Here is a 26,648-nt window from a genome sequence, read left to right as displayed (position 1 = left end):
TGCCAGTAAATGAGAAGCATGACGCATTGACAACTTCACATCCGAAGCTCGAGCGAGATTTCGTCGCGAACGCTACGCGGACGGCCAAAGCGTGCACGGAAATCACTCGTGACCATGGCCGTAGCGGTACTCGTATATTGCCAGCTGTCAGCCACCGGCGCGAACGCCTCGTCTGTCATCTCGACCGCTGGCCTCGATTCAGTCAGCATTTGACCGAGCGTAGTTTTGCCGTGGCTGCCGATCCAGCGCGCGGCATCCTTCCTGAACTCGTCGCTTTCGCGTGGGGCCTTCACGTCGCCGAAGACGCTGTCATAAGCCATGATCAGCGTGGACTTCCTTGCGAACAGCCCTGCAGCTCCCGCCGGGTTCGGCTAGCCCGCGACCCGCGCAGCGTTCGGGACATCCCGTGCCGGTTCTGCCAGGTGCGCATCCGGCCATGCCGTGTGGTCGAGGTCGAGATCGGGGAATTTCGCAGGATCGAAGACCGGTCGCAGCGCGCCGTTTTTCAGCTGAGCCCTGAAGTCGTTCAGGATCCGCATGAGCACCGGGAACAGCATCATGATGGCGATGAGGTTGACCAGTGCGAGGATGCCCATCAGCGGGTCCGAGAAGAAGAACACGGCCGTCGCCCCGGGCGCGGTGGCGCCGAGGAACACGACGCCGACGATGGCGATCCTCAGGACGTGCAGCGAGGCCGGATGTTTCGTCATCACCCCGAGCGCCACCTCCCCCAGATAGTAGTTGTAGATGATGGAGCTGAACGCGAAGAGCAGGATGGCGAAGGTGAGGTAGTACTGTGACCAATCACCGAGATGGCTCACCAGCGACTGCTGCGTCAGCACGACCCCGTCGATCTCCGCGCCCGGCGTGTAGAGCGGGCTCAGGAGGATGACGAAGGCGGTGCAGGAGCAGATGACGATGGTGTCGATGAAGACCGAGAAGGACTGGGTGATCCCCTGGCTGATCGGGTGGCGCACATGCGCGGTGGCGGCAACGTTCGGCGCCGACCCGAGGCCTGCCTCGTTGGAGAAGAGGCCGCGCCGCAGTCCTTGCGCGATGGCAGCCCCCATGCCGCCGCCGACCGCTTCCTCGAACCCGAAGGCGTTGGCGACGATCATCCAGAGCACGCCCGGCAGCGACGTGATGTTGATGACGATGATGACGAGCGCCATGGCGATGTAGCTGATCGCCATGATCGGGATGATGACGTCCGCCACCTTGGCGATGCGCTTGATGCCGCCATAGACGATGAAGCCGGTGATGACGGCAAGCAGCAGGGCGCTCCAGATGCGGTCGATGCCGAGGCTGTCGTTGGCCGCGCCGGCGAAGGTGTTGCCCTGGAAGGCGTTGAATCCGAACGCGAAGGACAGAAGCAGGCACAGGGCGTAGATCACCGCGAGCCAGCGGTACTGGTGCCCGAGTCCGTAAAGGATGTAGCCGGCCGGGCCGCCCTTGTAGGTGCCGTCACCGGCGGACCGCTTGTAGAGCTGCGCGAGCGAGGATTCGACGAGGCTGGTCGCCATGCCGACGAGGGCGATCGCCCACATCCAGAAGACCGCGCCGGGCCCGCCGATCGTGATCGCCACCGCGACACCCGCGATGTTGCCGCCGCCGACCCGCCCGCCGACCGAGATGAGCAGCGCTTCGCGCGCGCTGATCGCGTTCGGATCCCCCGTCTGGTTCTTCGAGGACAGCACGCGGAACATCCGGCCGAAGAACTGGAACTGGACGAAGCCCGTCATTGCCGTGATGAACAGGCCGAAGATCACCAGGATCGGGATGAGCGCCCATCCCCAGGTGAGGTCTTCGATCAGCCCGAAGAACTGGTAGATCAGTTCCATGCGTTCGCTCCCGCCGCGTTGACCCCCGGTCAACTATGGCCGCCGGCGCGGTTTGCCACAAATCTCCCGGCGGGGGATGCAGGCTCCAGGAAGCGCGCCCGGCCCGCACCGGTGTCTACCGTCTCGCCGCCCGGGGAAACGGACGGCTGAGGAAGCGCGAGCCGGCCACGCCGAAGCGCCATGGCATGTCTGCCGCCCGCGTGATGCCGATGCGCGGCCCTACGAGGATCTCCGCCGGCGGCAAACCCTGCTCCAGGCGAAACGGTGCCGCATCGAGCGGCAGGGCATCGTGGGCGCTGGTGATGCCGAGTGCCTGCGTCAGCCGTCCGGGGCCCGAACAGAGGAGGCGCGGGTCTTCGGCGCGCCGGCGCTCGCGCATCGCATCCAGTTCCACCAGAGGCTCGAGCGCCCGGATCAGGACGGCGCTTCCCGCAGGGCCTTCCGCGCAAACGACGTTGAAACACCAGTGGATACCGTATGACCGGTAGACATAGGCATGCCCCGGCGGCCCGAACATCGCGGCATTGCGCGGCGTGGGGCCGCGAAACGAGTGGGAGGCCGGGTCGTCGTGACCGTAGGCTTCCGTCTCGACGATCGCGCCGCCGACGCCTCCGACCAGGAGGGTCGTTCCAAGGAGGTCCCGGGCGACGCTGACGGCATCGCGGCGGAAGAAGTCCAACGGCAGCAGCCCCATCCCGGCTTCCTTCTGCCCGGTTGCGTCACGCATGGCAGAGGCCTTGGCCGGGCATGCAGTGCTCGGGCATGGGACCTATTACGTGACCATGTCGAGGGCAATCATCGTCGCGTCCGGCCCCCGAGCCCTCGGCCTCGCATCCCGTCAACCGCAATCGGCGGACAACGCGTTCGCTGTCGCGGCAGGGGACGCCACCCGGCTGCTCCTCCTTCGTGCCGAGGGCTGGCCTGGAGTCCAGAACGCGGCACTCGCCATGATCACCGCGAAGGTCGCGAGGGCTGCGGCGCTCCCGGCCGCGTCCCACAGGAATCCGAACAGCGGTGCGCCGGCCGTCTGCCCGAGCGCGATCATCAGGAAGGGCAGGCCGAGCCCGATATCCGGCCGGGCCGGATACAGCATGATTCCCCACAGGAGAAAGGCACCGCTCGAGACGATGTAGGCAACGCCGAACAGGCCCATGACGGCGAAGGCGACCGCGGGAGCATGGCCCGCGCCGACGAGCCCAGTCAGCGCAACGACCATGGCGAACACGGCCAGCCGATGGACCTGGCCGATCCCGAAGCGGACCGTCAGGATACCGGTCGCGGCGCCGGCAATGCCTGCGGCACCCAGCACGCTCCAGGCAAGCGCGATGCCGCCGTCGCTGAAGCCGAGTTCGTCACGCAGGATGTTGGCGCCAAAGGTCCAGATCGCGGTGCTGGCGGCGCCCATCAGGAAGGCGCCGGCGCAGAGACCGCCAACGCCGCGGCGCGTCAGCCGCTTGAGGGACAGCCGGCGCGATGCCCGCCCGCCGGCTGCGGGCGGCATGGCGAACCAGAGCCAGACCGTCACCGCCGCGCCAACGGCCGCGAAGAGCCCGTAGAGCCCCCGCCAGTCCCCGGCGAACAGAATGACCGCGACGCCGGAGAAGACGATCCCGGCGGCCGTGCCGGCGTTGATCGCCCCGTTCGCCTTCGGCCGCGCCGCATCGCCCAGGCACCGGCCCACGGCGGCCGCGAGCGGTGGGGAAGTCAGTCCCGTGCTCAGCCCGGCCAGGGCGATCGCCAGCCCGAGGGTCCAGCCCGACGACGCGGCGGCGACGAGCGCCATTCCCCCCGTCGCGGTCAGGCCGGCCAGCACCGTAAGGACGCGCTCGCCCAGCCGCGCGCCGGCCGAAAGGGCGAAGACGATACCGAAGCAATAGGCCGCAAAGGCACTGCCGCCGATCCAGCCGGCGGCAGTGGCGCCAAGCGAGAGTTCTTCGCGGATGTCGGGAAGCAGGAGCCCGTAGGCGAAACGCGCCAGCCCGTAGCTCAGCGCCGTCAGCGCGAAGCCGGCCGCGACGAGATTGCCCCGCCCGTTCATCGCTCACGGCTCCCCGCCGCGGCGAGGAGATTGGCGGCCGCGCGCTTGGCCGCTCCGACGACCGACAGGTCGGCAACGCTTGCCGCCGCCGTCGCTCCCTCGAAGAGAAGCCAGACCTGCACCGTCAGGTCGGCGTCGGCTCGGCCCAGGACCTGCTTCACGCGGGCGGCGATCTCGGCCTCGAACTCGTGCTTCTGACGCCGCACGAGGGCCACGACATCGGCGTTGGCGCCTGCATATTCGCTGCGGGCGCGCAGAAGCATGCAGCCGCGCGCGCCCCGCTCGACCAGCCATTGTTCCAGCGCGTCGAAGAGCGCGCCGATCGGATCAGCCGTCTCGCCTCCTGCCTCGAGCCGCGCCATGAAAGCCCGGTGCCGCTCCTCGAGCACTGCCAGCACCAGCCCGTCGCGCGAGCCGAAATGCTTGTAGAGCGTTCGGGTCGAGGCGCCGGAGGGAGCGAGAATGCCGTCGACGCCGATGCCCCGGAAGCCTTCGGCGTCGAATGCCAGGTCCGCCCCGGCGATCATGTCATTTCGCTTGTTCATACAGACACATGTAAAGCGATCGTTTTACATTGCAATGACGACCGCGTATCCGCGCATGTATGCGGCCATTTTGCCCGGGCGGGCTGCCGGGTCCCGCCGGACGGCATCTGCGGCGGAAGACGGCGAGGGCCCCTGCTGCATCACGGTTCGCTCGGCGGGGTGCGCCCGCCCGGATCATCAGCGCTTTGGCCAGACCCAAGGCGGGGCGTCGCAGTCGGGCACTTCAGTCTCGCCGAAGCTCTTCTCCAGACGGATTTCGGTGGCGCCGCCCTCGCTGCGGATCGCCTGGATCAGCGCCTCGCTGTGGGTGACGAGAACGACCTGTCCATAGCCGGAGGCCTGAACGACCAGTCGTGCCAAAGCGGGCATCAGGGATGGATGAAGGCTCCCCTCCGGCTCGTTCAACACCATCAGTTCGGGAGGGCGCGGCGACAGGAGCGCCGCCACGAGCAGCAGGTAGCGCAGCGTTCCATCCGAGAGCTCGGCTACCCCCAAGGGGCGCAGGAGCCCCTGCTGACCGAGCCGGAGCCCGGCGAGATCGTCGATGCTGGTCTGAAGCGTGGAACCGGGGAAGGCGTGCTCGATCGCTCCGCCCAGCGCCTGCCGATCGCCGACGGCGCGGATCGTCGCGAGCGCGGCGGCCAGATCCGCGCCATCGCCCGAAAGCACCGGCGTGTAGGTCATCACCTGGCGGCGCCGGGCCGGGGCCTCGGGGTCGGTGCGAAGGGCATCGTAGAAGCGCCAGTCGCGCATGCGTTCACGCATCGCGAGAAGCTCGGCGCCGTCGTCCGGATCGGCACAATGCGTGACCATCGAGTCGAAGGGCGACAGTCCATATGCGGCCTCCCGCCATTCGTGGGTCTGCGTGGTACGCAGCCGCACCAGGGACGCCCGCCGCTCGGCGAAGAGCGACCCTTTGCGCAGTGTCCCGCCGGTCCACATCGCTTCCACCTTGATCGCCGGATCGAGCGGGAACGGGTTATCCGGGCTCGGCAGTCCAAGATCGATCGCGTAGCCGAAGGCGGCATCGCAGAAGCCCAGCTTCAGGCTCACGGGACCCTTGCGCACGGTACCCTGGACGGGATGAACCCCGGAGCGCATGCTCCGCCCGATCGTCTCGGGCCCCGCCCATAGCGTCGACTGCAAGCCGCCTTCCCGCGCCAGGGTCTGGATCAGCCGGCCCTGCGCCGTCTCTGCCAGAAGGCGCAGCGAGCGGTAGAGGCTGGTCTTGCCGCTGCCGTTCGGACCCGTGACGACCGTCAGCCTTCCGAGAGGAACGACGAGGCTGCGGATCGAGCGGTAGCCGGACACCGCAAGCGTCGTGATCATTGCTGGCTCCGTCCACGGCCCACGAGCATCCTGAATCGCCGGCCCACCGCGTCGCGGTCAAATCCGGTGGGCCCGCTGGCCATCCCGGCGGGCATGGCATTGAAGCGTCGAAATATGTCATCGATGCAAGACACCCGCCGCCGCGGTGGCAGATCCATCGACCGAATCGAGAAGTGCCGATGCCTCAATCGAACCAGCCAGCCCTTTCGCGCGAGGCGAGCGGCGCCTTCTGCCCCGAAGACAACCAGATCGCCCTCAGCGGCGCGGCCGCGGGCGAACTGGCGGGTCTCCGCTTCGCGGCCAAGGATGTCTTCGACATTACCGGGACGAAAACCGGAAACGGCCACCCCGACTGGCTGCGCACCCAGGAGCCGGCGAGCCGCACCGCGCCAGCCGTGCAACGCATGCTGGATGCCGGAGCTGATCTGGTGGGCAAGACGATCGCCGACGAGCTCAGCTACTCGCTGACCGGGGAGAACTATCACTACGGCACGCCCGTGAACGTCCATGACCCGGCGCGCGTCCCCGGCGGTTCCTCCAGCGGTTCGGCTTCGGCCACGGCGGCGGGGCTGGTCGATTTCGCGCTGGGCACCGATTGCGGCGGCTCGGTGCGGGTGCCGGCGAGCTATTGCGGCCTCTACGGCATGCGGCCCACCCACGGCGCGGTCACGGCAGCCGGCGTCGTGCCCTTCGCGCCGAGCCTCGATTGCGTCGGCTGGTTCGCGCGGGACCCGGACACTTTCGCGCGCGTCGGCAAGTTGCTGCTGCCCGACGACGCGCCGGCCGAGCCGGTGACGAGTCTCCTCCTCGCTGAGGACGCCTTCGCGCTGCTCGACCCGGCGCTTCGCCAGGCATTCGCGGCTTCGATCGTACAGGTCGAGGCGGCCGTCGCGCCGACGACCCCGGTCACCCTGGCGGAAGATGGTCTCGACCAGTGGTCCGAAACGTTCCGGACCGTGCAGGCCGGCGAAATCTGGGCGTCACTCGGCGACTGGATCGAGGCGGTAAAGCCCCGCTTCGGCCCGGGCGTCAGCGAACGCTTCGCCGCGGCCAAACTGCTGGATCAGGATGCCATCGAAGCGGCAAAGCAACGGCGGCTGGCGATACGGGCCCGGCTGGACGGTCTCCTGACGCCGGAGGCGGCGATCCTCATGCCGACCGTGCCGCGCGTCGCCCCGCTGCGCAATCTCGCCGCCGCGGAAGTCGAAGTCGCCTACCGGCACGCTGCGATGAACTTGCTCTGCTGCGCCGGCCTTGCCGGCCTGCCGCAGATTTCGCTGCCGCTGGCGACGCACGAGGGCATGCCGATCGGGCTCTCGCTGCTGGGGCCGCGCGGCAGCGACCGGGCGCTGCTCGCCTTGGCGGCCAGACTGGCGCCGGCGACCGCCTGACGCCGGGGACTTTTCTGCGGCAAGCCGTGCTCCGGCCTGACGCCTGCTTCAGGCTGCTCGTCTCGCCTGGGCATCCGCTCGTAGAAAGGAACGGACACATGGATATCGATCTGCCGGAGATCGTGGCGGAGGTCGAGGCGGCGTTCGCCCGCTACGAGACCGCGCTCGTGACCAACGACGTCGCGGTTCTCGACGAGCTCTTTTGGAACGACCCGCGCACGGTCCGCTACGGCGCCACCGAGAATCTCTACGGCTATGACGAGATCCGGGCCTTCCGGGCGGGTCGCAGCCCGAAGGGACTGGCGCGGACGCTCCGGCGCACGCGGATCACCACCTTCGGCCGCGACTTCGCGACCGCGATGACGCTGTTCGAGCGCGACACCGTCGCCCGCGTCGGTCGCCAGAGCCAGACCTGGGTCCGCACCGAGGCCGGCTGGCAGATCGTCGCCGCGCATGTCAGCCTGGCGGAGTGAGGGTGCGAGACGTCCAGGCATAGCGGCGGGGGCACTTTCCCGATGATCGCGCCCCCTTCGCACCGCGCGTAGAAGCCGCGGGCAGGGCTAATGCGGGCTCGACAGCTTCATCATCACCAGTCCGGCGAGGATTAGCGCGGCGGCGACGAGCCGCATCGGCGTCACCGATTCGCCGAGGACGACGATGCCGACCATGAACGCCCCGACGGCGCCGATGCCGGTCCATATCGTGTAGGCCGTGCCGAGCGGCAGCGTCTTCATGGAAACCGACAGCAGCGCGAAGCTTCCTGCCATAACGACCAGCGTGATGATCGTCGGCCAGAGGAGGGTGAACCCCTCCGAGCGCTTCATGAAATACGCCCAGACGACTTCCAGCACTCCGGCGGCGAAGAGAAAAATCCAGGCCATGGTCCAACCCTTGTGTGAGGGCCGGGTCGTCCCGGACAGTGGTCGATCTTGGAAGCGAGGTCGTCCTGCTTGGGCCTGAAGATGAGGCTTCGGCCGCGTCGCCGCAAGATGCGGTCAGCCTGTCGACGGTTCGCTGCCGCCCGGAGCCGCCTTCGCCCGCTCGGCGTCCGCCGTCAGGCCGGCCAGCCCCTCCCGGTAGGTCGGATAGCGGAAGACGTAGCCGGCCGCCTTGATGCCCGCGTTGGAGACGCGCTTGTTCTCGCCGTAGAAGCTGCGCGCCATCGGCGACAGCGTGGCCGTGTCGAACGGGGTTTCCGGCGGCGGCGCGATGCCCGCCAGTTCGGCCGCATGGGCGATGACGTCCTGCGGCGGGGCGGGTTCGTCGTCGGTGACGTTGAAGATGCCGCCCTGTCGCTGCTCGGCGAGGAGCTGCAGGGCGCCGGCGATGTCGTCGACATGGATCCGGTTGAACACCTGCCCGGGCTTGACCAGCCGCCGTGCCGTGCCGTTGGCGAGGTTGACGAAGCCGTTGCGCCCGGGGCCGTAGATTCCCGACAGGCGAAGTATGGCGAGCGGCACGCCTCTTGTCGCAGCCGCCTTCTGCCAGGCCTGTTCCGCCGCGACGCGTTCGCGCGACCGTGCGGAGACCGGCCGCACATCGGCGGTCTCGTCTACCCAGCCGCCATCATGGTCGCCATAGACGCCCACCGTCGAGAGATAGCCGATCCATTGAAGGTTCGGGCTGCCATGGGCGATCTCGTTCTCGTACCAGCGCAGCACCGGGTCGCCGGGCCTCGCATTGGCTCCGCCGACATGGGCGCCGGCGGGCGCCTCGTGGCCGGGCGGCACCGAGATCAGCAGGTGCGTCGCGCGATAGAGGGCCGAGGCGATGCCGTCGGTCGGATGCTCGCCGTCGAAGACGAAGGGCTTGAGGCCATGCGCGGCGAGCTGGGATGCCTTGTCGCGGGTCCGCACGGTGACGCCCTCGACGCTCTTCGGGTCAAGCGTCGCGACGTAGTGCCCCGCGGAATAGCCGTGGCCGAAGACGAAGTACCGCGGCCCGGTCAATGCCGGAACGGCCCGAAGCGCCAGCCTGGCCGCACCACTTCGCCGATCTCGAGCTGGCCGATCCGCAGCCGGCCGATCTCGGCTTCCCCGACCCTTGCCCGGCCCACCGAGAGCCGCCCGATGGCGAAGGCGCCGACCGCGAGCGCGCCGATGGCGACCGCGCCCAGCGCCAGCGCCCCGATCGCCCCGGCGCCCATCGCGCCAGCGCCGACGGCACCGCTGCCGAGGAGTTCCTGGCGCCGAAGCGCCTCCGGCATGTTGTCGCTCGTCCAGCGTAGCGACTGGCGGGCCTTTTCCAGCCCGGCCTTGCGTGCGTCGCCGGCCGCCTCGGCAACCGTCTCCGCCGCCTTCTCGACCGCCGCGACGGTCGCTTCAGTCTTCCTGCCCCAGCGCATGCCATTCGCTCCTGACCAGAGGGTCCTCCTCCCTATCAAGCGCAGAAGTGCGCCGGCGCAAGGCGTCGTGCGGAGAAAGCCGGTCGAGCGCCCAGACCGCCATCGCCCGGACCAGCGGCGCGGGGTCGCACAGGAGCTGCTCGACCGGCGGCAGCAACGCCGCCAGGCCGGAATTGCCGGCGGCGATCAGGCAATTCGACACGAACTTCGCCCGACCGATGCGCTTGATCGGCGAGCCGGAGAACAGGGCGCGGAATTCAGCGTCGTCGAGGCCGAGCAGATGATCCAGCGAGGGCGCCCGCAGATCGTCCCGGGCGATCAGCCTGGCCTCCCTCGCCGTGCCGGCGAACTTGTTCCACGGGCAGACGGCGAGGCAGTCGTCGCAGCCATAGATGCGATTGCCCATTGCCCGCCGGAATTCGCGCGGCACCACATTCCGCGTCTCGATGGTGAGGTAGGAGATGCAGCGGCGCGCATCGAGCTGGTAGGGCACCGGGAATGCGTTTGTCGGGCAGACATCCTGGCAGGCGCGGCAGGAGCCGCAGAGATCCCGCCTCGGCGCATCCGGCGGCAGGTCCAGCGTGGTGAAGATCGAGCCGAGGAACAGCCAGGAGCCGTGCTCGCGGGAGACGAGGTTGGTGTGCTTGCCCTGCCAGCCGAGCCCGGCCATCTCGCCCATCGGCTTTTCCATCACCGGCGCGGTGTCGACGAAGACCTTCACCTCATGCTCGCCGGCACCGGCCTGGCGCGCCTGCGCCAAAAGCCGGCCGGCGAGTTCCTTCAGCCGGCCCTTGATCAGCTCGTGATAGTCGCGGTGGCGGGCATAGACGGAAATCGCGCCGCGGTCGGGGCGCGAGAGGATCGCCAGCGGGTCCTCGTCCGGTCCGTAATTCATGCCGAGGACGATGATCGAGCGCACCTGCGGCCAGAGTGCCCGCGCCGAGCGGCGGCGGCCGGCGGTTTCCGGCAGCCAGTCCATGGTGCCGTGGTGCCCGGCTTCGACGAAGGCGTCGAGCCGCTCGCCGATCAGGACGCCTTCGCTCGACGCCGGTGCGACGCCGACCGCGTCGAAGCCGAGGCGGCGGGCGTCGGCCTCGATGAATTGCCGCAGCCGGTCGCCCCAGGAAGCCGGCAAAGAACCTGACGCTGCGTCGTCATGTGTCCCCGCGCCATCAGATCGGCGAGTTCTCTGACTATTTCCATAGTCACGATTTCTCGATGCAGATTGAATTTCATCACCGGTCATGTAAATCTTGCCGATGGCTGATGGAGTGTTCCGATGGACGCGGCTATTGTCAACTGGATAACCTTGGGACTGCTGTTCCTTTTGCCCATGGTCCCGGCTTTCGTGCTTTACCGTTTTCTTCCGGCAGCCGGCGAGGTGGGCGGCACGCTCTACGGCGTGCCCATCAAGCTGACCGGCTCGATCGCCGGTTACGTCGTCGTCCTGATCATCGGCGTCAACTATGTAAGCCTCGACGATGTCGCCGGAACCGATCGCTATCGGTTGTACACGATTGCCGGAACGGTGAAACTGGAGGGCATGACCGAGGAGCCGGACTACCGCCAGCTGACCATCAGCTACGCGCCGCGCTCCTACGAAATCGGTCGGCCCTATGGCGAGGGTCAGCTCGACTGGAAGGTGGAGGCGCTGCAGCCCACAGATCCGGGCGCCGCCGGCTACAGGCCGCTGGACCACATCCTGATCGGCTATCCGGATTTCGTCACACAGAAGCTCACGCTGTCCGCCGCGCGGCCAAACGGGTCCGCGGCGTCACTGATGTTCGAGCCCGTCACCCTGCCGAGGAAGCGGCCCCTGACCCCGATCGGAGAGAGCGATGCGACCGTCGTCCTGCTCGAGTAGACGCCGTCTCCTGTCGTCGCTCCTGGCGGCGGGAGCGTGCCTTTCGTTCGGATCCGGCCCGGCCTTGGCCGGCGATCTGTATGGCGACGTTCTCGCCGCGACCCACGGCGAGGCATCCCTGCGGCCTTTGCCCAACCAGCCGGTCGAGCTCTGCGACAAAGGGGATGGCAGCTGCGAGAGCCAGGTCACCGACGGGCAAGGCTACTATCAGTTCGAGAATCTGGAGAGCGGCACCTACACGCTCAAGACCCCCGGCAGCGACGGAAGATGGCTGGAGCGGGACGTGACGGTGGATGCCGGACGCCCCCAGCAGCTGCGGATCCTCGCCAAGTAGGCGTCGCGCGGTCGCCCGGCCGGCGCCGATCCGGCGCGACGACCTGGCGCTTCGCTGCCGACCGCCCTGGCCGGTCGGTTCAGAAATCCAGCTGGGTGTAGTGATGCACCGGCGGCAGGCCGCGGATGCGCTCGGTCAGCAGCGGGCGGAAGGACGGGCGCGACTTCAGCCGCATGTACCAGTCCTTGGCCGCGGGCTCCTCGTCCCAGGTGACCTCACCCAGATAGTCGAGGATCGACATGGCGGCCGCGGCGGCGATGTCGGCATAGGACAGGCGCGGCCCGGCGAGCCAGTCGCGGCTCTCGGCCAACCAGCCGAGATAGCGCAGATGATGCTTGAGATTGGCCCTTGCGGCGCGAATTGCCGAGGCGTCGGGCGGCCCGCCGCCGGCCTCCGGCCGCATCTCCAGCTTGAACACCCGCTCGCGCACCAGGTAGCGCGTCACCTCGCCGTCGAGCTTGACCAGGAACCATTCCGTCAGCCGGCGGGATTCCGCCCGCTCGATCGGCTTTTCCGGCATCAGCCGCTTGTCGCGCTGGAAGACGCCGCGGGTCTCGTCGAGATATTCCCCGACGACGCTGGCCCCGACGATCGCCGGCCCCTCGTCCTCGATCATCACCGGCAGGGTGGCGGCCGGATTGAGCGCCAGGAAGTCGCGCCGCTTCTCCCAGGGCCGTTCCTCGAGGAGTTCCACCCGCTCGCCGTACTCCCCGAGGACGAGCCGCGCGAAACGCGAGGCGGCGGACATCGGGTGATGATAGAGCTTCAACATGAAGGAGGGTGGGCTCTCGGCCGTTCGCCCGGATCGACCGGCGCGTGGCATGGATGCAAGGGATAGCGGCAGCCTGAGGCCGCTCCCGGGGATCGTCGCAGCAATGCGTCAACTAAGTCTGAACGGCTGCCAGCGGGCGTTCCTCGCGACATAGCAGCCTCGCTGCCGCAGGCAAGACGTTGCAATCCCTTCCAAAGCCGGCCAAAGGGCTCGGGGACCGCACACCATGCCGCAGAAAGGCCGGAGTCCCCGGCGACAGGTTCGGCCCAGCCATCGGCGCTAGAGCGGCGTCAAACCCCCTGCGAGCACGGAACGAGAATGGACATCAAAGCGATCCTCGACGCCGTCATCCTCGGCGTCACCGAGGGCCTGACCGAGTTCATCCCGGTCTCCTCCACCGGCCATATCCTGCTGCTCGGGCATTTCCTCGGCTTCCAGTCGACGGCGCGCAGCTTCGAGGTTTTGATCCAGCTCGGCGCGATCCTGGCGATCCTGTCGGTCTATTTCGCCCGGCTGTGGCAGCTCTTCATCAGCCTGCCGTCGAACCCCCGGAGCCGTCACTTCGTCGGCGGCATCGTGCTGGCCTTCCTGCCGGCCGCCTTCATCGGCGTTTTGGCGCACGACTTCATCAAGACGGTGCTGTTCGAGACGCCGATGGTGGTCTGCGTGGCGTTGATCGTCGGCGGCATAGTCCTGCTGATCATCGATCGCATGACGATCAAGGTCCGCTACGACAACATCATGGACTATCCGCTGTCACTCTGCCTGAAGATCGGCCTCTTCCAGTGCCTCGCGATGATCCCCGGCACGTCGCGCTCCGGCGCCACCATCGCCGGCTCGCTGCTGATGGGGACCGACAAGCGCTCGGCGGCCGAGTTCTCCTTCTTCCTGGCGATGCCGACCATGCTAGGGGCCTTCACCTACGATCTCGCCAAGAATCACGCGCTGCTGTCGGTCGACGATCTCTGGCTGGTGGTCATCGGATTCGTGGCAGCCTTCCTGGCGGCTCTGTTCGTGGTGCGCCGGCTGCTCGACTTCGTCTCGCGGCACGGCTTCGCCCCCTTCGCCTGGTGGCGCATCGGCGTCGGCATCGTCGGCATGGTCCTGCTGCTGACCCTGTCTCCCGCAATCGACGAGAGCGCTGCGGACGGACGCGGCGAAAGGGTCACCGATCACGGCACGCCGGACGGTCAGTAGGCGGCGCTCGGCGGAGTCAGAGCAGGCCGAGCACGCCGCGCCGCACCAGATCGAGCGCGAGCACGGCCAGGATGATCCGCAGCACCAGGCGGAAGAACCGATCGTCGAGCCGGCGCAGCACGGCCGTGCCGGCGAGGGTTCCGAGGAAGCCGGTGACGATCATCGCCAGAAGCAGCGCCGCATACGGCCACAGGACGACACCCATGGCGAAGAAGGCCACCGCCTTCAGCGCATGCTGGATCGCGGTCACCGCCGCCAGCGTCGCCACCACCGTCTCGCGCTCCTTGAAGGTCTGCGCGAACAGGGCGGCCATGATCGGCGCCGTGGCACCGAAGAACATCGACAGGAAGGTGGTCACCGCGCCGGTCAGCGCAAAGCCGCCGAAGCCGAGCACGCCGAGCCGCGGGATCGGCACGAAGGTGACGATCAGGATGAACAGGCCAATCGAGACCTGCAGCGTCGCCTCGGGCAGCGCCACGACGAAGCGCGCGCCGATCAGCGCCCCGATCGCCCCGCCCAGCAGGAAAGGCGGCAGCGCTGCCCAAGCGACGCCGCGACGCTGGATGACCACGCGGCCGCCATTGGAGGCGAGCTGGACGATGCCGTGCAGAGGGATCAGCACCGCCACCGGCAGGAAGGCGGTCATCACCGCTAGCAGCGACAGGCCTCCACCAAGGCCGAAGGCGGCGGTCAGCGCCGAGGTGCAGAAGCTGGCGACGACGAGAATGGCGGCGCCGGCGGCGCCGAGCTCCGGCGGCAGAAACGGCATCGGATCGACCGGGGCTAGCTGCGCTCGTCGTCGTCCCGGTCGAGGCCGCCGGCCTGGGGCCGCGGCTGGGTGAACTGGCCCTGCGGGCGGAAGCGCACGAGATAGGTCGGCAGCACCGCCTCGAGCGTGCGGCCCCTGATACCGAAGGCGGCAAGCGTGCGGCCCTCGGCTTCGGCGGCGTCCGAGACGACGTTGTCGTGGCGCAGCTGGCGCACCTGGTCGGGCGTCAGCGGCGCACCGGGCAGGTAGCGCATGACACTGGCCATCGCCCCGGCGGCGCCGAAGGGGATGGTCAGGAGGTGGCGGCGGCGGCCGATGATCCGCAGCATCTCCTCCATCATCTCGCGGAAGGTCAGCACTTCCGGCCCGCCCAGCTCGTAGGCCCGCCCGCCCGGCACCGCACCGTCCACCGTGGCGGCGATCGCCTCGGCGACGTCGCCCACGAAGACCGGCTGAAAGCGGGTGTTACCGCCGCCGATCAGCGGCAGGAACGGCGAGAAACGCGCCATGTCGGCGAAGCGGTTGAAGAACTGGTCCTCGGCGCCGAACACGATAGAGGGCCTGATGACCGTGGCATCGGGGATGGTCTCGAACACCGCCTTTTCGCCCAGCGCCTTGGTCCGGCCATAGGCCGTGTCGCCACCCGCCTCGACGCCGATCGCCGAGATCTGGGTCATGCCGGCGCCGGCCCCGCGCGCCGCCTCGGCCACCAGCCGGGCGCCCTCGGCCTGCAGCGTCTCGAAACGCTGCTGGCCGCTCTCGGCGAGGATCCCGACGAGATTGATCACGTAGTCGGCGCCATCCACCGCCCGCTCTACCGACCACGGATAGCGCAGATTGGCCTGGATCGGCATGATCTGGCCCATATTGCCGTTCGGCTGCAAATGGTAGGCCAGGTCGGGCCGTCGGCAGGCGACCTTGATCCGGTGACCGCGCTTGGCCAGCGCCCGCACGACATAGCGGCCGATGAAGCCCGATCCGCCGAACACCGTCACCGTCTTGTTCGTATCGACAGCCATCTGGCACCGCTCCTTCGATCACCTGCCGCATGACGGCACTTTCCCGCGCGGTCATAGCCGGTTCGCCTGAGGAGGTGAAGGCGAAACGCTGCCGGAGAAGGGGATCGCCCGCTGCAAATCGAGCCCGCCGCGGCCAAGTTTCCCGCATCCGCAGCTCGCCACCGCTTTCAAGCGGCACCGCTTTGGCGAACATCCGCAGAAACCGCGTTGACAGCGACCGGCCCAGCTTCTAATGGTCCGCGCCGTGCCCAGGTGGCGGAATTGGTAGACGCGCACGGTTCAGGTCCGTGTGCCGCGAGGCGTGAAGGTTCGAGTCCTTTCCTGGGCACCAATCCTCTCTCAGACTCTGAGATGCAGGAGTTTCCGCAAGATCAATGAAGTTGATGGCTCCCGCGGTGGCCGGGTAGTCGCCGACTCTTGCGACGTCACATTCTTTCAAGCAGCCAGCCATCGGTTTCTCGGACCTTGCCAGGAACTCGGGTCCGCCCGACGCGCGATCAGCATTCCGGCAGGTTGACCGCGAGGCCGCCGAGGCTCGTCTCCTTGTAGCGGGTGTGCATGTCGAGGCCGGTCTGGCGCATCGTCTCGATGCAGTTGTCGAGCGGGATGACGTGTTCGCCGTCGCCGCGGAGCGCCAGCGAGGCCGCGGCGACGGCCTTGATCGCGCCGAGGCCGTTGCGCTCGATGCAGGGCACTTGGACGAGGCCGCGGACCGGATCGCAGGTCATGCCGAGATGGTGCTCCAGCGCGATCTCGGCGGCGTTCTCGACCTGGGCGTTGCTGCCGCCGAGCGCCGCGCAGAGCCCCGCCGCCGCCATGGCGGCGGCTGAGCCCACCTCGCCCTGGCACCCGACCTCGGCGCCGGAGATCGAGGCGTTGGTCTTGATGATGCCGCCGACTGCGGCGGCGGTAAGCAGCAGGTCGCGGATTCCCTCATGGTGCGCGCCGACGCAATGATCGCGATAATAGCGGATCACCGCCGGCAGCACGCCAGCCGCCCCATTGGTCGGGGCGGTGACGATCCGCCCGCCGGCGGCGTTCTCCTCGTTGACCGCCATTGCGTAGATCGACAGCCAGTCGTTGACCGCGTGCGGCTGGGCGGAGTTGCTGCCCCGCTCGGCGACCAGCGCCCGGTGGATGGCCGGCGCCCGGCGCCGCACGTTGAGCCCGCCGGGCAGCGTGCCCTCGGTGCGCAGGCCGCGGTCGATGCAGTCGTCCATCACCGCCCAGATCCGGTCGAGCCCGGCGTCGAGCCCCTCGCCGATGCTGCCGTCCATCTCGTTGGCGCGCTTCATCTCGGCGATCCGCAGGCCGGACAGCGCCCCCATGCGCAGCATTTCAGCGGCGCTCGCGAAGGGATACGGCCGGTCCGCCGCCGCATCGCCGCCACGCAGGCCGGCCGCGGCGAGTTCGCGTTCGGTCAGCACGAAGCCGCCCCCGACCGAATAATAGGTTTCCGACAGATGCAGCCCGCCCGCGGCATCGAAGGCGCGCAGGACCAGCGCGTTCGGATGAGCCTCCAGCGGCGGCCCGTAATCGAAGACGACCCCATCAAGGCCATCAAAGCCGACCGGCCCGAGGCCCGGCACCATGATCTGCCGTGTCGCGGCGAGTTCCGCCTGCCGCTCGGCGGCGCGTTCAGGGTCGAAATCGTCCGGGCGGAAGCCGAGCAGCCCGAGGACCACGGCGCGGTCGGTGGCGTGGCCCTTGCCGGTGAAGGCGAGGCTGCCATGCAGCGTGACCTCGATCCGCGCCGCCGGGCCCGAACCCGCGACCCGACCGTTTTCCCGCTGCAAGGCCTCGAGGAACCGCCCCGCCGCCACCATCGGACCCATCGTGTGCGAACTCGACGGGCCGATGCCGATCTTGAAGATGTCGAATACGCTCAGGAACATCGGGACCCCCTGGTCACCGCATGCGCGGCGGTGTCCAAACTTCCCCGTTATATCGTGTTTCCGTTAGCCGTCAGCCCGCCGATCCGCGCCAAGCCAACAGGCCAGGCGGGCACAGGCTCCGCCCTACACCGCCGCGCCGACCTTCGGCGGCACCACCGCAAACTGCGAGTGGCCGCGGGGGCGGTAGCTCCCGTCGGCCTTCGTGCCGGCCAGATCACCGTCGCGGATCATCACCTTGCCGCCAAGCACCACCGTCGTGGGCCAGCCGGTCAGCTCGGTTCCCTCGTAGGGCGTGTAGTCGGCGCCGTCGTGCATGTCGGCGTGGCGGACGGTGCGGACAAGCTGCGGATCCCAGATGGCGATGTCGGCGTCGGCGCCGACGGCGATCGTGCCCTTCTGCGGGTAGAGGCCGTAGGTGCGGGCCTGGTTGGTGGCGGTCAGCGCGACGAAGCGCGGCAGGTCGATGCGGCCCTTCATCACCCCTTCGGAGAACAGGATCGGCAGGCGCAGCTCGACGCCCGGGATGCCGTTCGGGATGTGGCGGAAGCTGCGGGACCCTTTCGGGTTGAGCTTGCCGGCCGGGTCGTCGTAGCGGAACGGGCAGTGGTCGGAGGAGAACAGGTCGAAGACGCCGCGCTCCAGCCCGTCCCAGCAGGCCTCCTGGCTGGCCGCGTCGCGCGGCGGCGGCGAGCAGACGAATTTCGCCCCCTCCCAGTCCATGCCGTCGAGATCGTCCGCCGTCAGCATCAGATATTGCGGGCAGGTCTCGCCGATCACCTTGCGGCCGCGGCGGCGGGCGCGCTCGATCTCCTCCATCGCCTCGCGGTTGGAGACATGGACGATGACCAGCGGCACGTCGGCGACCTCGGCCAGCGAGACGGCGCGGTGGGTGGCCTCGCGCTCGACGGCGATCGGCCGCGTCGTCGCGTGCGCCTTCGGTGCGACGTCGCCGTCCGCCTCGTGCCGGCCGATGAGGTAGCGGATCGCGTCCTCGTTCTCGCAATGGACCATGACCAGCGCGCCGGTGCGCCGCGCGACGTCCATCGTGTCGAGGATCTGCGCGTCGCTCAGCCGCAGGTTCTCGTAGGTCATGAACACCTTGAAGGAGGTGTAGCCGTCCTCCACCAGAGCCGGCAGCTCCTGCCCGAGCACCGCCTCGCTCGGATCCGAGACGATCAGATGGAAACTGACGTCGGTGTAGCAATTGCCCTCGGCCAGCGCATGATAGGCCTTCAGCGCCTCGCGCAGCGGCCGGCCCTTCTCCTGCAGGCAGAAGGGCAGGACCATGGTGTTGCCGCCGAACAGCGCCGAACGCGTGCCGCTTTCGAAATCGTCGGCCATGATGATCCCCTCGCCGGAGGGCTGGGCGATGTGGACATGGCTGTCGATGCCGCCCGGCAGCACGTATTTGCCGGCCGCGTCGATCGTCTCCGCCGCCTCGTCCATGGCGCCGCCGATCTGGACGATGACGCCGTCCTTGATGCCGATATCGGCGGCGAAGACGTCCGAGGCGGTGGCGATCATGCCGTTGCGGATGACGAGGTCGAAGCGCATGGGAAAACTCCGGGCAGGGATGCGGGGATAGGGGCGTGCCGTTGGCTAGAGCGCTGGCTCCAGCGCGGCGATCAGCCGGTCGACTTCTTCCAGCGTGTTGTAGTGGACCATGGAGACCCGCACGACGCCGTTCTGCGGCATCAGGCCGAGATCCTCGACCAGCCGCCTGGCGTAGAAGTCGCCGTAGCGGATGCCGATGAAGGCGGGATCGACCTGATCGACGATCTCCTTCGAATTGCGCTCGCCGGCGGTGAAGCTGACCGTCGCGACGCGGTCGGCGATGGCGCTGGTGGTGCGGCCGACGATGCGGATCGAGTTGCGGCTCTTGAGGAAATCCATCAGCCGCGCGGTGATCGCTCGCTCCTGTTCGGCGATGTCGGCGAAGCCCGCCTCGATCGCCGGCCTGCCGGCGGCGGCGCCGGCCATGCGGCCGAGCTCCTCGACATAGTCGACGGTGCCAATCGAGCCGTAGGCCAGCTCGTAGTTGATGTTGCCGGGCTCGAGCTTGTGCGGCACGGAGTCCTTGCCGAAGAAATAATGGTAGATGTTGTCGAGCTCGAGCAGCTTCTCGCGCTTGCCCCACATCACCCCGAAATGCGGCCCGAACACCTTGTAGACGCTGAAGATGTAGTAGTCGCACTGGAGCGCCTGCACGTCGATGGCGCGGTGCGGCGCATAGGCGACGGCGTCGACGCAGAGCTCGGCGCCGCCGGCATGGGCGATCGCGGCGATCTCGGCAATCGGGTTGATCGTGCCGAGGATGTTGGAGGCGTGGGTGACGCAGACGAGCTTGGTGCGGTCGGTCATCAGCGCCTTGAGGTCGCCCAGGTCGAGTTCCAGCGTCTCGGGATCACAGCGCCAGAACTTGACGACGACGCCGCGGCACTCGTGCTTCAGCCAGGGGCCGATATTGGCCTCGTGATCGGTGTTGGTGACGATGATCTCGTCACCGGGATGCAGCTTGCCGGTCATCGCCTCGGACAGCGCGCGGATCAGCATCGTCGTCGAGGCACCCATGACGATCTCGCCGGGATCGGCGGCGTTGACAAAGCCGGCGAAGGCCCGCCGCGCCTCGCGTACCCGCTCGGTCGAGCGCTGGCTCGGCGCGTAGCTCGCGCCGGTCTGGACGTTCGAGGTCAGCAGGTAGTCGGAGATGCGGGCCGCGACGCGCGACAGAACCTGGCTGCCGCCGGCATTGTCCATGAAGACCCAGTCGCCGGAGAGCGCCGGGAACTGGCGGCGGACGAAATCGATGTCGAGTGTCATGACTTGCCTTCTGAATGGTGTCGGCGGCTCGCCGCCCCGGGCGTCGGTGGCCGAGCCGTCAGTGATTGAGGACGGCGTCGAGGAAGGCGCGGGCGCGCTCGTTCGTCGTCGCCGTGAAGAATTGTTCGGGCGTGGCGATCTCCTTGATCTCGCCCGCCTCCATGAAGACGATCCGGTCGGCCACCTGACGGGCGAAGCCCATTTCGTGAGTGACCAGCAGCATGGTCACGCCCTCGCCGGCCAGGCCCTTGATGACGTCGAGGACCTCGCCGACCATTTCCGGATCGAGCGCCGAGGTCGGCTCGTCGAACAACAGGATGCGCGGCTCCATCGCCAGGGCGCGGGCGATGCCGACGCGCTGCTGCTGGCCGCCGGAGAGCTGGCTCGGGTATTTCTCTGCCTGTTCCGCGATGCCGACGCGCTCCAGCAGGCGGCGGGCGCGGGCCCGGGCGTCCTCCCAGGACAGCTTGCGCACCCGCACCGGGCCGAGCGCGACATTGTCGAGGACGGTGTGGTTGGGGAAGAGATTGAAGGCCTGAAAGACCATCGCGACTTCCTGGCGCACGCTCTGCAGCTGACGTCCGGGCTCGACCCGCGTGCCGTCGACGATGACGTCGCCGGTATCGTATTCCTCGAGCAGGTTGATGCAGCGGATCAGCGTCGACTTGCCCGAGCCGGAGGGGCCGAGCAGAACCACGACCTCGCCGGCCTCGACCGCGAGATCGATCTGCTTCAGCGCCTGGAACCGGCCGAAGCTCTTGCCGACGCCGCGCATCTCGATGATCGGGCGGGCCATCAGCGCGCCCCCTTGGCGGCATAGCGCGCCTCGAAGACGGCGACGAGCCGGACCAGCGGCAACAGCAGCAGCAGATAGAGGAGAGCGGCGCCGATCAGCGGCGTCGGGTTGGCGGCGAGCGCCTGCGCCTGCGTCGCCTGCTTGAGAAGGTCCGGCAGCGCCACGACGGAGGCGAGCGCGGTGTCCTTCATGACGTTGATCGAGTTGTTGGTCAGCGGCGGGATGACGATCCGGAAGGCCTGCGGCAGCACCACGTCGCGCATCAGATACCACTGGCTGAGCCCGATCGACTGCGCCGCCTCGAACTGGCCGCGCGGAATGGCCTGGATGCCGGCGCGGTAGATCTCGGCCGTATAGGCGCTGGAGATCATCGTCAGGGCGGTGGTCGCCGAGGCGAAGGCCGAGAGGCGGATGCCGACGAAGGGCAGCGCGTAATAGACGATGACCAGCCAGACCAGCACCGGCAGCGCCCGGAACACGTCGACATAGGCGATGACGAGAAACCGCACGAAACGGCCGCCATAGAGGCGGAGCATGGCGAGGACCAGCCCGCCGACGAGGCCGAGCACGATCGACAGGACGCCCAGCGCGATGGTGCGCCAGAGCCCCTCCAGGAGGAGCGGGAAGTAGCGCACCAGGACGCCGACATTGAAGAAGGTATCGACGATATCCATCGGGCGTCAGCGTCCCTCGCATGGGTCGCGGGACCGGGCGCTTGCACGGTCCCGCTGGGTGGTTACAGGCCGTTAGGACTTCGGCTTTGGCATGTCGCGCACCTCGACCGTGCTGGTCGTGGCTTCCGCCTCGGTGCCGAACCACTTCTCGTGCAGCTCGGCGATGAAGCCTTCGTTCTTGAGGGTGGTCAGCACGTCGTTCGCCTTGGTCGCGAGCTCGCTGTCCTTGGCGAACATCATCGAATACTGCTCGCCGGTCGCCAGGCGCTCGACGACGGCCATTTCGGATGTCGAAAGTGTCGCGCGCCTCCTCGAAGGTCGGAGTCGCGACGACCGCAATCCGGTTGCGGCGCAGGTCGACAAGGCCTTCGCCCGCCAGTTGGCCGAGCGCCTGTCGCGCAATCGTGCGGCTGACGCCGAAGCGTTCGCCGAGCGCATCCTCGGGCAGCTTGTCGCCGGGCGCCAGCGCCCGCTCGATGATCGCCCGGCGGACGACGGAACAGATCCGGTCCACGCGGCTGGCGGAATCTTGCTGAGGCGCCATGGCCGCTCCTGTGACTGATAGGTTCCGGCCAAGTGCATACCATGGCCGTTCGCACGCGACACAGGAGCCCCTACGCAGGGGCGGCGTCAATCCGCCGTCGCTCGATGGCATGTGAGCTGCAGCGCCCGCCGCTTGACAGAGCCGGGGCAGGCCACGAGCCTGCACCCTCGGCACGATGGAGGTCGGCGACGTCATGGACCTTTCGCATTGGCTCTGGCTGGCGACCGCGGCCTACGGCGTCCACATTCTCGAGGAGTTCATGCTCAACTGGCGGGACTGGGCGCGGGCGGTGATCGGGCTGCCGGTCGAGTGGAGCGACTTCTATGTCGTCAACGCGCTGGTCGTGGTGATCGGCATCGTCTCTGCCAATCTCGCGGCCGCCGCCCCTGCGGTCGCGCTGGGCTTTCCGGCACTGATGATCATCAACGCCATCGTCTTCCACATCGTCCCGGTGATCCGGACAGGCGGCCGGTTCTCGCCGGGCGTCGCCAGCGCGGTCGTGCTGATGCTGCCGATCGCGCTGGCCTGCTACGTCGCGGCAGGCCGCCAAGAGGCGCTCTCGGTGGGAAGCGTGGTCGTGTCCCTCTTGATCGGCGCGGGCCTGATGGCCCTGCCGATCGTCCTGCTCAATGTCAGGAACCGGCCGTATTTCCGCCAGGACCGGGCCTGACGACCCGCGCGGCTCGTCGCCGCGCGTGTCGGATTGCGGGATATCGCAGCCGCAGCTCAGAGGAGCTTGAGCAGGGCCTCGAGCGAGGTCTTTGCGTCGCCGTAGAACATGCGGGTGTTGTCCTTGTAGAACAGCGGGTTCTCGATGCCGGAATAGCCGGTGCCCTGGCCGCGCTTGGACACGAAGACCTGCTTGGCCTTCCAGACTTCCAGCACCGGCATGCCGGCGATCGGCGAGTTCGGGTCTTCCTGGGCGGCCGGATTGACGATGTCGTTGGAGCCGATGACGATGACGACGTCGGTCGAGGGGAAGTCCTCGTTGATCTCGTCCATCTCCATGACGATGTCGTAGGGCACCTTCGCCTCGGCCAAGAGCACGTTCATGTGGCCGGGCAGGCGGCCCGCCACCGGATGGATGGCGAAGCGGACATTCTTGCCGTCGGCGCGCAGCTTGCGGGTCAGTTCCGACACCGCCTGCTGGGCCTGCGCCACCGCCATGCCGTAGCCCGGCACGATGATGACGCTGTCGGCCTCCGAAAGCGCTGCGGCGACGCCCTCGGCGTCGATCGCGATCTGCTCGCCCTCGATCTCCATCGCCGGGCCGCTCGTGCCGCCAAAGCCGCCGAGGATGACCGAGATGAAGGAGCGGTTCATCGCCTTGCACATGATGTAGGAGAGGATCGCGCCCGAGGAGCCGACCAGCGCGCCGGTGACGATCAGGAGGTCGTTGCCGAGCGTGAAGCCGATCGCCGCCGCCGCCCAGCCGGAATAGCTGTTCAGCATCGACACGACCACCGGCATGTCGGCGCCGCCGATGCCCATGATCAGGTGGTAGCCGATGAAGAAGGCGAGAAGCGTCATCAGGACGAGGGTCCAGATGCCGGCGCCGTTGAAGTAGAGCACCAGGAGGATCAGCGAGGCGATGGCCGCGCCGGCGTTCAGCATATGGCCGCCCGGCAGCTTCCTGGCCTTGCCGTCGACCTTGCCGGCGAGCTTGCCGAAGGCGACGACCGAGCCGGTGAAGGTCACCGCGCCGATGAACACGCCGAGGAACACCTCGACCTTGAGGATGGCGATGAGCGCGCCGGTCGGATCGGCGAGCTTGTGCGCCAGCACCCCGGCGAAGCCGGTGAGCGCCTCGCGCGCGACCGGATCCATCGCCGCCACGCGGCCGAGCTCGATCTCGGCATTGTAGCCGATGAACACGGCGGCGAGGCCGACGAAGGAGTGGAGCGCCGCCACCAGCTGCGGCATCTCGGTCATCTGGACGCGGGAGGCGACGACATAGCCCATGGCCGAGCCGGCGACGATCATCACCAGGATGATCAGGCCGTGGCCGATGCCCGGCCCGAAGACCGTGGCGATGACGGCGAGCGCCATGCCGACGATGCCGTACCAGACGGCGCGCTTGGCGCTTTCCTGGCCGGAGAGCCCGCCGAGCGACAGGATGAAGAGGACGGAGGCGGCGATATAGGCCGCGGAAACGATACCGAATGTCATGTCTGGCCCCTGCCCCTCAGGACTTCTGGAACATGGCGAGCATGCGCCGTGTGACGAGGAAGCCGCCGACGATGTTGATCGAGGCGATCAGCACCGAAAGTGCGGCCAGGGTGACGACCAGCCAGCTGCCCGAGCCGATCTGCAGCAGGGCGCCGAGGATGACGATGCCGGAGATGGCGTTGGTCACCGCCATCAGCGGCGTGTGCAGCGAGTGGCTGACGTTCCAGATCACCTGGAAGCCGACGAAGCAGGCGAGCACGAAGACGATCAGGTGGCTCATGAACTCGGCCGGCGCGAAGGCGCCGACCAGCGCCATCAGCAGCCCGCCAACGACCAGCAGGCCGAGCTGGCTGCGGGTCTGGGCCTTGAAGGCGGCGGCCTCGCCGGCCCGCTTCTCGGCGGGCGTCAGCTCCTTGACCTTCTCCTTCGGCTTGCCGGCGGCGATCGCCTTGATCTTCGGCGGCGGCGGCGGCCAGGTGACGGCGCCGTCCTTGACGACGGTGGCGCCGCGGATGACGTCGTCATCCATGTTGATGACGGCGACGCCGTCCTTGGCCGGCGTCAGATCGTCCAGCATGTGGCGCAGATTGGTGGCGTAGAGGGTCGAGGCCTGCGCCGCCATCCGGCTCGGATAGTCGGTGTAGCCGACGATGGTCACGCCGTTCGGACTGGTGACGACCTCGTCGGCGACGGTGAGGTCGCAATTGCCGCCGCGCTCGGCGGCGAGATCGACGACCACCGAACCCGGCTTCATCGCCGCGACCATGTCGGCGGTCCAGAGCTTGGGGGCCGGCCGGCCGGGGATCAGCGCCGTGGTGATGACGATGTCCATCTCCGGCGCCAGCTCCCGGAAGCGGGCCAGCTGCTTCTCGCGGAATTCCGGGCTCGACGGCGCGGCGTAGCCGCCGGTGGCGGCACCGTCCTGGGCCTCCTCGAAGTCGAGATAGACGAACTGCGCCCCCATCGATTCGATCTGCTCGGCGACTTCCGGCCGCACGTCGAAGGCATGGGTGATGGCGCCGAGCGAGGTGGCGGTGCCGATGGCGGCGAGGCCGGCGACGCCGGCGCCGACCACCAGGACCTTGGCCGGCGGCACCTTGCCCGCCGCGGTGATCTGGCCGGTGAAGAAGCGGCCGAAATGATTGCCCGCCTCCATCACGGCGCGATAGCCGGCGATGTTGGCCATCGACGACAGCGCGTCCATCTTCTGGGCGCGGCTGATCCGCGGCACCGCGTCCATGGCGATGACCGAGCCGCCGGTCGCCGCGAGGCGCTGCAGGAGCTCGGCGTCGCTGGCCGCATTGACGAAGCCGATCAGCGTCTTGCCGGCGTGCAGCCGGGCGATCTCGCCATCCTGCGGCGGGCGCACCTTGAGGACGATGTCGGAGGCCTGCCAGAGGCTATCGGCGTCGGGGACGATCTCGACGCCGGCTGCGCGATAGTCGGCGTCGGCGAAGTTCGCTGCCTCGCCGGCGCCTGCCTCGAGGAAGCACTGGTAGCCGAGCTTCTGCAGCCGGGTTGCGCTGTCGGGCGTCAGGGCGACCCGGCGCTCTCCCGGATGGCTCTCGCGCGGTGTTCCGATCTTCATTCGCGTCTCTCCTCGCGCGTCTGGCTGCGCCGCCGGGAAACCCCGGCACGAACCCGTCGTCCATGGCATATCGGACGTCTGGCCCCGGGCCTCTCCGAACGCTGTATTTCCACTGGCTGATGGATCACAAAATCGCAAGCCCGCGCACCAACAAGCTGTCCTGCCCGGGCGATGCGCGGTACCGTCGGGACATCGTCGGCACCGAGGCTGTCCTCGGCGCTGCAAACCAGCGAGTACAAGCCATGCCGACCCGCCTCCTGCTGCTCGCCGCCTTATTGGCCGCCCTCGCCTTCCCCGCCGCCGCACAGGTGACGGTCGAGAAGCTGCTGACCACCGGCGTGACGGCGACCGGCCAGCCGATCGTCCTGCCGCAGGACAATGTCGAGGTGATCGTCTCGACCTACGAGATCGCCGCCGGCGCGAAGCTGCCGTCGCACGAGCATCCCTCGACCCGCTACGCCTACGTGCTGAGCGGCGAATTGCGCGTCGTCAACACGGAGATGGACGAGGCCACGATCTACAAGGCCGGCGATTTCATCATCGAGGCGATCGGGCAGTGGCACTATGGCGAGGCCATCGGCAGCGAGAAGGTGCGCCTCCTGGTCATCGATCAGATCGAGAAGGGCCAGCAGACCGTGATCCTCGAGGAGCCGGCAACGCCAGTCGCTCCCGCGGCGCCTCCGGCTGCTCCGGCCGCGCAATAGCGCGGCGCGGCGAGG

General features: G+C 68.3%; 28 protein-coding genes, 1 tRNA gene and 1 pseudogene. 8 read left to right on the top strand and 22 right to left on the bottom strand.

The features are described from left to right. Window positions 1-35 precede the first annotated feature (35 nt). The 6 genes from GGR03_RS21030 to GGR03_RS21005 all read right to left on the bottom strand — a co-directional run bounded on the left by GGR03_RS21030 (window position 36) and on the right by GGR03_RS21005 (window position 5,753). Window positions 36-320: a hypothetical protein gene (locus tag GGR03_RS21030; RefSeq protein ID WP_183210758.1), complete on the bottom strand. Its 285-nt coding sequence runs from the start codon at window positions 318-320 to the stop codon at window positions 36-38. A gap of 51 nt (window positions 321-371) precedes the next feature. Then, window positions 372-1,841 carry an alanine/glycine:cation symporter family protein gene (locus tag GGR03_RS21025; RefSeq protein ID WP_183210757.1) on the bottom strand — a complete coding sequence of 490 codons (1,470 nt, stop codon included), beginning with the start codon at window positions 1,839-1,841 and terminating at the stop codon, window positions 372-374. A gap of 115 nt (window positions 1,842-1,956) precedes the next feature. Next, on the bottom strand, window positions 1,957-2,568 hold the full coding sequence (locus GGR03_RS21020; RefSeq protein WP_425486730.1) for a DNA-3-methyladenine glycosylase: 612 nt from the start codon (window positions 2,566-2,568) through the stop codon (window positions 1,957-1,959). A gap of 111 nt (window positions 2,569-2,679) precedes the next feature. Further along, window positions 2,680-3,879, bottom strand: a complete 1,200-nt coding sequence (locus GGR03_RS21015) for an MFS transporter (protein WP_183210756.1) — start codon at window positions 3,877-3,879, stop codon at window positions 2,680-2,682. Continuing rightward, window positions 3,876-4,424 (bottom strand): TetR/AcrR family transcriptional regulator, encoded by a 549-nt coding sequence (locus GGR03_RS21010; RefSeq protein ID WP_183210755.1) that lies wholly within the window; start codon window positions 4,422-4,424, stop codon window positions 3,876-3,878. Before GGR03_RS21010 ends, GGR03_RS21015 begins: the two co-directional genes overlap by 4 nt. A 177-nt stretch (window positions 4,425-4,601) precedes the next feature. Next, the gene (locus tag GGR03_RS21005; RefSeq protein ID WP_183210754.1) at window positions 4,602-5,753 is read right to left on the bottom strand and encodes an AAA family ATPase; all 1,152 of its coding nucleotides are present in this window, start codon (window positions 5,751-5,753) and stop codon (window positions 4,602-4,604) included. Between the two features lie 179 nt (window positions 5,754-5,932). Between GGR03_RS21005 and GGR03_RS21000 the strand changes: the two genes are divergently transcribed. Together GGR03_RS21000 and hpxZ are read left to right on the top strand one after the other, a co-directional pair. Continuing rightward, window positions 5,933-7,144: an amidase gene (locus GGR03_RS21000; RefSeq protein ID WP_183210753.1), complete on the top strand. Its 1,212-nt coding sequence runs from the start codon at window positions 5,933-5,935 to the stop codon at window positions 7,142-7,144. Window positions 7,145-7,242: 98 nt separating this feature from the next. Then, window positions 7,243-7,617, top strand: a complete 375-nt coding sequence (hpxZ, locus tag GGR03_RS20995) for an oxalurate catabolism protein HpxZ (protein WP_183210752.1) — start codon at window positions 7,243-7,245, stop codon at window positions 7,615-7,617. A gap of 87 nt (window positions 7,618-7,704) precedes the next feature. On the opposite strand, the gene GGR03_RS20990 is transcribed toward hpxZ, so the two are convergent. From GGR03_RS20990 to queG, 4 genes are all read right to left on the bottom strand, one after another. Then, window positions 7,705-8,025 (bottom strand): DMT family transporter, encoded by a 321-nt coding sequence (locus GGR03_RS20990; protein ID WP_183210751.1) that lies wholly within the window; start codon window positions 8,023-8,025, stop codon window positions 7,705-7,707. 114 nt (window positions 8,026-8,139) lie between these two features. Then, on the bottom strand, window positions 8,140-9,093 hold the full coding sequence (locus GGR03_RS20985) for an SDR family oxidoreductase (RefSeq protein WP_183210750.1): 954 nt from the start codon (window positions 9,091-9,093) through the stop codon (window positions 8,140-8,142). Then, complete coding sequence (locus GGR03_RS20980) at window positions 9,090-9,488, bottom strand: hypothetical protein (protein ID WP_246368371.1); 399 nt, start codon at window positions 9,486-9,488, stop codon at window positions 9,090-9,092. The genes GGR03_RS20985 and GGR03_RS20980 overlap by 4 nt, the downstream gene beginning before the upstream one ends. After that, window positions 9,466-10,623, bottom strand: a complete 1,158-nt coding sequence (gene queG / locus GGR03_RS20975; protein WP_246368368.1) for a tRNA epoxyqueuosine(34) reductase QueG — start codon at window positions 10,621-10,623, stop codon at window positions 9,466-9,468. The genes GGR03_RS20980 and queG overlap by 23 nt, the downstream gene beginning before the upstream one ends. A gap of 144 nt (window positions 10,624-10,767) precedes the next feature. Between queG and GGR03_RS20970 the strand changes: the two genes are divergently transcribed. Together GGR03_RS20970 and GGR03_RS20965 are read left to right on the top strand one after the other, a co-directional pair. Further along, on the top strand, window positions 10,768-11,352 hold the full coding sequence (locus GGR03_RS20970; protein ID WP_183210748.1) for a hypothetical protein: 585 nt from the start codon (window positions 10,768-10,770) through the stop codon (window positions 11,350-11,352). Window positions 11,353-11,416: 64 nt separating this feature from the next. After that, entirely contained in the window at window positions 11,417-11,686 is a 270-nt protein-coding gene (locus GGR03_RS20965; RefSeq protein WP_183210747.1) for a carboxypeptidase-like regulatory domain-containing protein, read from the top strand. Between the two features lie 79 nt (window positions 11,687-11,765). On the opposite strand, the gene GGR03_RS20960 is transcribed toward GGR03_RS20965, so the two are convergent. Then, window positions 11,766-12,458 carry a glutathione S-transferase family protein gene (locus GGR03_RS20960; protein ID WP_183210746.1) on the bottom strand — a complete coding sequence of 231 codons (693 nt, stop codon included), beginning with the start codon at window positions 12,456-12,458 and terminating at the stop codon, window positions 11,766-11,768. Between the two features lie 318 nt (window positions 12,459-12,776). On the opposite strand from GGR03_RS20960, the gene GGR03_RS20955 reads away from it, so the two are divergent. Continuing rightward, on the top strand, window positions 12,777-13,655 hold the full coding sequence (locus GGR03_RS20955) for an undecaprenyl-diphosphate phosphatase (RefSeq protein WP_183210745.1): 879 nt from the start codon (window positions 12,777-12,779) through the stop codon (window positions 13,653-13,655). 16 nt (window positions 13,656-13,671) lie between these two features. On the opposite strand, the gene GGR03_RS20950 is transcribed toward GGR03_RS20955, so the two are convergent. Then, the gene (locus GGR03_RS20950) at window positions 13,672-14,424 is read right to left on the bottom strand and encodes a sulfite exporter TauE/SafE family protein (protein WP_183210744.1); all 753 of its coding nucleotides are present in this window, start codon (window positions 14,422-14,424) and stop codon (window positions 13,672-13,674) included. A 14-nt stretch (window positions 14,425-14,438) separates the two neighbouring features. Then, entirely contained in the window at window positions 14,439-15,443 is a 1,005-nt protein-coding gene (locus GGR03_RS20945) for a complex I NDUFA9 subunit family protein (protein WP_183210743.1), read from the bottom strand. A 246-nt stretch (window positions 15,444-15,689) separates the two neighbouring features. Between GGR03_RS20945 and GGR03_RS20940 the strand changes: the two genes are divergently transcribed. Further along, window positions 15,690-15,774, top strand: a tRNA-Leu gene (locus tag GGR03_RS20940). 166 nt (window positions 15,775-15,940) lie between these two features. Here the strand turns inward: GGR03_RS20940 and GGR03_RS20935 are convergent. The 7 genes and pseudogenes from GGR03_RS20935 to GGR03_RS24945 all read right to left on the bottom strand — a co-directional run. Further along, a complete protein-coding gene (locus GGR03_RS20935; protein ID WP_183210742.1) occupies window positions 15,941-17,338 on the bottom strand; it encodes an L-serine ammonia-lyase in 1,398 nt (465 codons plus the stop codon). 123 nt (window positions 17,339-17,461) lie between these two features. Beyond that, entirely contained in the window at window positions 17,462-18,892 is a 1,431-nt protein-coding gene (gene hydA / locus GGR03_RS20930; protein WP_183210741.1) for a dihydropyrimidinase, read from the bottom strand. A gap of 45 nt (window positions 18,893-18,937) precedes the next feature. Beyond that, entirely contained in the window at window positions 18,938-20,158 is a 1,221-nt protein-coding gene (locus tag GGR03_RS20925) for a cysteine desulfurase-like protein (RefSeq protein ID WP_183210740.1), read from the bottom strand. Between the two features lie 58 nt (window positions 20,159-20,216). Further along, window positions 20,217-20,954, bottom strand: a complete 738-nt coding sequence (locus GGR03_RS20920) for an amino acid ABC transporter ATP-binding protein (RefSeq protein WP_210292251.1) — start codon at window positions 20,952-20,954, stop codon at window positions 20,217-20,219. Then, window positions 20,954-21,628, bottom strand: a complete 675-nt coding sequence (locus GGR03_RS20915; RefSeq protein WP_183210739.1) for an amino acid ABC transporter permease — start codon at window positions 21,626-21,628, stop codon at window positions 20,954-20,956. Before GGR03_RS20915 ends, GGR03_RS20920 begins: the two co-directional genes overlap by 1 nt. A 72-nt stretch (window positions 21,629-21,700) precedes the next feature. After that, window positions 21,701-21,868: a hypothetical protein gene (locus GGR03_RS20910; RefSeq protein WP_343058922.1), complete on the bottom strand. Its 168-nt coding sequence runs from the start codon at window positions 21,866-21,868 to the stop codon at window positions 21,701-21,703. Between the two features lie 160 nt (window positions 21,869-22,028). Beyond that, a pseudogene (locus GGR03_RS24945) lies at window positions 22,029-22,172 on the bottom strand (GntR family transcriptional regulator); the annotation flags it as partial. Window positions 22,173-22,365: 193 nt separating this feature from the next. On the opposite strand from GGR03_RS24945, the gene GGR03_RS20900 reads away from it, so the two are divergent. Further along, entirely contained in the window at window positions 22,366-22,842 is a 477-nt protein-coding gene (locus GGR03_RS20900; protein ID WP_183210738.1) for an HXXEE domain-containing protein, read from the top strand. Window positions 22,843-22,898: 56 nt separating this feature from the next. Here the strand turns inward: GGR03_RS20900 and GGR03_RS20895 are convergent, their stop codons facing one another. Both GGR03_RS20895 and GGR03_RS20890 read right to left on the bottom strand, forming a co-directional pair. Continuing rightward, window positions 22,899-24,341: an NAD(P)(+) transhydrogenase (Re/Si-specific) subunit beta gene (locus GGR03_RS20895; RefSeq protein ID WP_183210737.1), complete on the bottom strand. Its 1,443-nt coding sequence runs from the start codon at window positions 24,339-24,341 to the stop codon at window positions 22,899-22,901. A gap of 16 nt (window positions 24,342-24,357) precedes the next feature. After that, complete coding sequence (locus GGR03_RS20890; RefSeq protein WP_183210736.1) at window positions 24,358-25,929, bottom strand: Re/Si-specific NAD(P)(+) transhydrogenase subunit alpha; 1,572 nt, start codon at window positions 25,927-25,929, stop codon at window positions 24,358-24,360. A 242-nt stretch (window positions 25,930-26,171) separates the two neighbouring features. Here GGR03_RS20890 and GGR03_RS20885 point away from each other — a divergent pair, with 242 nt between their 5' ends. Continuing rightward, a complete protein-coding gene (locus tag GGR03_RS20885; RefSeq protein ID WP_183210735.1) occupies window positions 26,172-26,633 on the top strand; it encodes a cupin domain-containing protein in 462 nt (153 codons plus the stop codon). Window positions 26,634-26,648: the final 15 nt, after the last annotated feature.

The organism is Aurantimonas endophytica, assembly GCF_014196845.1.
GTDB classification, from domain to species: Bacteria; Pseudomonadota; Alphaproteobacteria; order Rhizobiales; family Rhizobiaceae; genus Aurantimonas; species Aurantimonas endophytica.
The sequence above is the reverse complement of the archived record's forward strand: the minus strand, read 5'-3'. Positions and strand labels throughout refer to the sequence as shown.

Excerpts from the sequence above, each read along its gene's own strand:
- GGR03_RS21030 (WP_183210758.1), bottom strand. The coding sequence starts at position 320 with ATGGCTTATGACAGCGTCTTCGGCGACGTGAAGGCCCCACGCGAAAGC.
- GGR03_RS21025 (WP_183210757.1), bottom strand. The coding sequence starts at position 1,841 with ATGGAACTGATCTACCAGTTCTTCGGGCTGATCGAAGACCTCACCTGG.
- GGR03_RS21020 (WP_425486730.1), bottom strand. The coding sequence starts at position 2,568 with ATGCGTGACGCAACCGGGCAGAAGGAAGCCGGGATGGGGCTGCTGCCG.
- GGR03_RS21015 (WP_183210756.1), bottom strand. The coding sequence starts at position 3,879 with ATGAACGGGCGGGGCAATCTCGTCGCGGCCGGCTTCGCGCTGACGGCG.
- GGR03_RS21010 (WP_183210755.1), bottom strand. The coding sequence starts at position 4,424 with ATGAACAAGCGAAATGACATGATCGCCGGGGCGGACCTGGCATTCGAC.
- GGR03_RS21005 (WP_183210754.1), bottom strand. The coding sequence starts at position 5,753 with ATGATCACGACGCTTGCGGTGTCCGGCTACCGCTCGATCCGCAGCCTC.
- GGR03_RS21000 (WP_183210753.1), top strand. The coding sequence starts at position 5,933 with ATGCCTCAATCGAACCAGCCAGCCCTTTCGCGCGAGGCGAGCGGCGCC.
- hpxZ (WP_183210752.1), top strand. The coding sequence starts at position 7,243 with ATGGATATCGATCTGCCGGAGATCGTGGCGGAGGTCGAGGCGGCGTTC.
- GGR03_RS20990 (WP_183210751.1), bottom strand. The coding sequence starts at position 8,025 with ATGGCCTGGATTTTTCTCTTCGCCGCCGGAGTGCTGGAAGTCGTCTGG.
- GGR03_RS20980 (WP_246368371.1), bottom strand. The coding sequence starts at position 9,488 with ATGCGCTGGGGCAGGAAGACTGAAGCGACCGTCGCGGCGGTCGAGAAG.
- GGR03_RS20970 (WP_183210748.1), top strand. The coding sequence starts at position 10,768 with ATGGACGCGGCTATTGTCAACTGGATAACCTTGGGACTGCTGTTCCTT.
- GGR03_RS20960 (WP_183210746.1), bottom strand. The coding sequence starts at position 12,458 with ATGTTGAAGCTCTATCATCACCCGATGTCCGCCGCCTCGCGTTTCGCG.
- GGR03_RS20955 (WP_183210745.1), top strand. The coding sequence starts at position 12,777 with ATGGACATCAAAGCGATCCTCGACGCCGTCATCCTCGGCGTCACCGAG.
- GGR03_RS20950 (WP_183210744.1), bottom strand. The coding sequence starts at position 14,424 with ATGCCGTTTCTGCCGCCGGAGCTCGGCGCCGCCGGCGCCGCCATTCTC.
- GGR03_RS20945 (WP_183210743.1), bottom strand. The coding sequence starts at position 15,443 with ATGGCTGTCGATACGAACAAGACGGTGACGGTGTTCGGCGGATCGGGC.
- GGR03_RS20935 (WP_183210742.1), bottom strand. The coding sequence starts at position 17,338 with ATGTTCCTGAGCGTATTCGACATCTTCAAGATCGGCATCGGCCCGTCG.
- hydA (WP_183210741.1), bottom strand. The coding sequence starts at position 18,892 with ATGCGCTTCGACCTCGTCATCCGCAACGGCATGATCGCCACCGCCTCG.
- GGR03_RS20925 (WP_183210740.1), bottom strand. The coding sequence starts at position 20,158 with ATGACACTCGACATCGATTTCGTCCGCCGCCAGTTCCCGGCGCTCTCC.
- GGR03_RS20920 (WP_210292251.1), bottom strand. The coding sequence starts at position 20,954 with ATGGCCCGCCCGATCATCGAGATGCGCGGCGTCGGCAAGAGCTTCGGC.
- GGR03_RS20915 (WP_183210739.1), bottom strand. The coding sequence starts at position 21,628 with ATGGATATCGTCGATACCTTCTTCAATGTCGGCGTCCTGGTGCGCTAC.
- GGR03_RS20910 (WP_343058922.1), bottom strand. The coding sequence starts at position 21,868 with ATGATGTTCGCCAAGGACAGCGAGCTCGCGACCAAGGCGAACGACGTG.
- GGR03_RS20900 (WP_183210738.1), top strand. The coding sequence starts at position 22,366 with ATGGACCTTTCGCATTGGCTCTGGCTGGCGACCGCGGCCTACGGCGTC.
- GGR03_RS20895 (WP_183210737.1), bottom strand. The coding sequence starts at position 24,341 with ATGACATTCGGTATCGTTTCCGCGGCCTATATCGCCGCCTCCGTCCTC.
- GGR03_RS20890 (WP_183210736.1), bottom strand. The coding sequence starts at position 25,929 with ATGAAGATCGGAACACCGCGCGAGAGCCATCCGGGAGAGCGCCGGGTC.
- GGR03_RS20885 (WP_183210735.1), top strand. The coding sequence starts at position 26,172 with ATGCCGACCCGCCTCCTGCTGCTCGCCGCCTTATTGGCCGCCCTCGCC.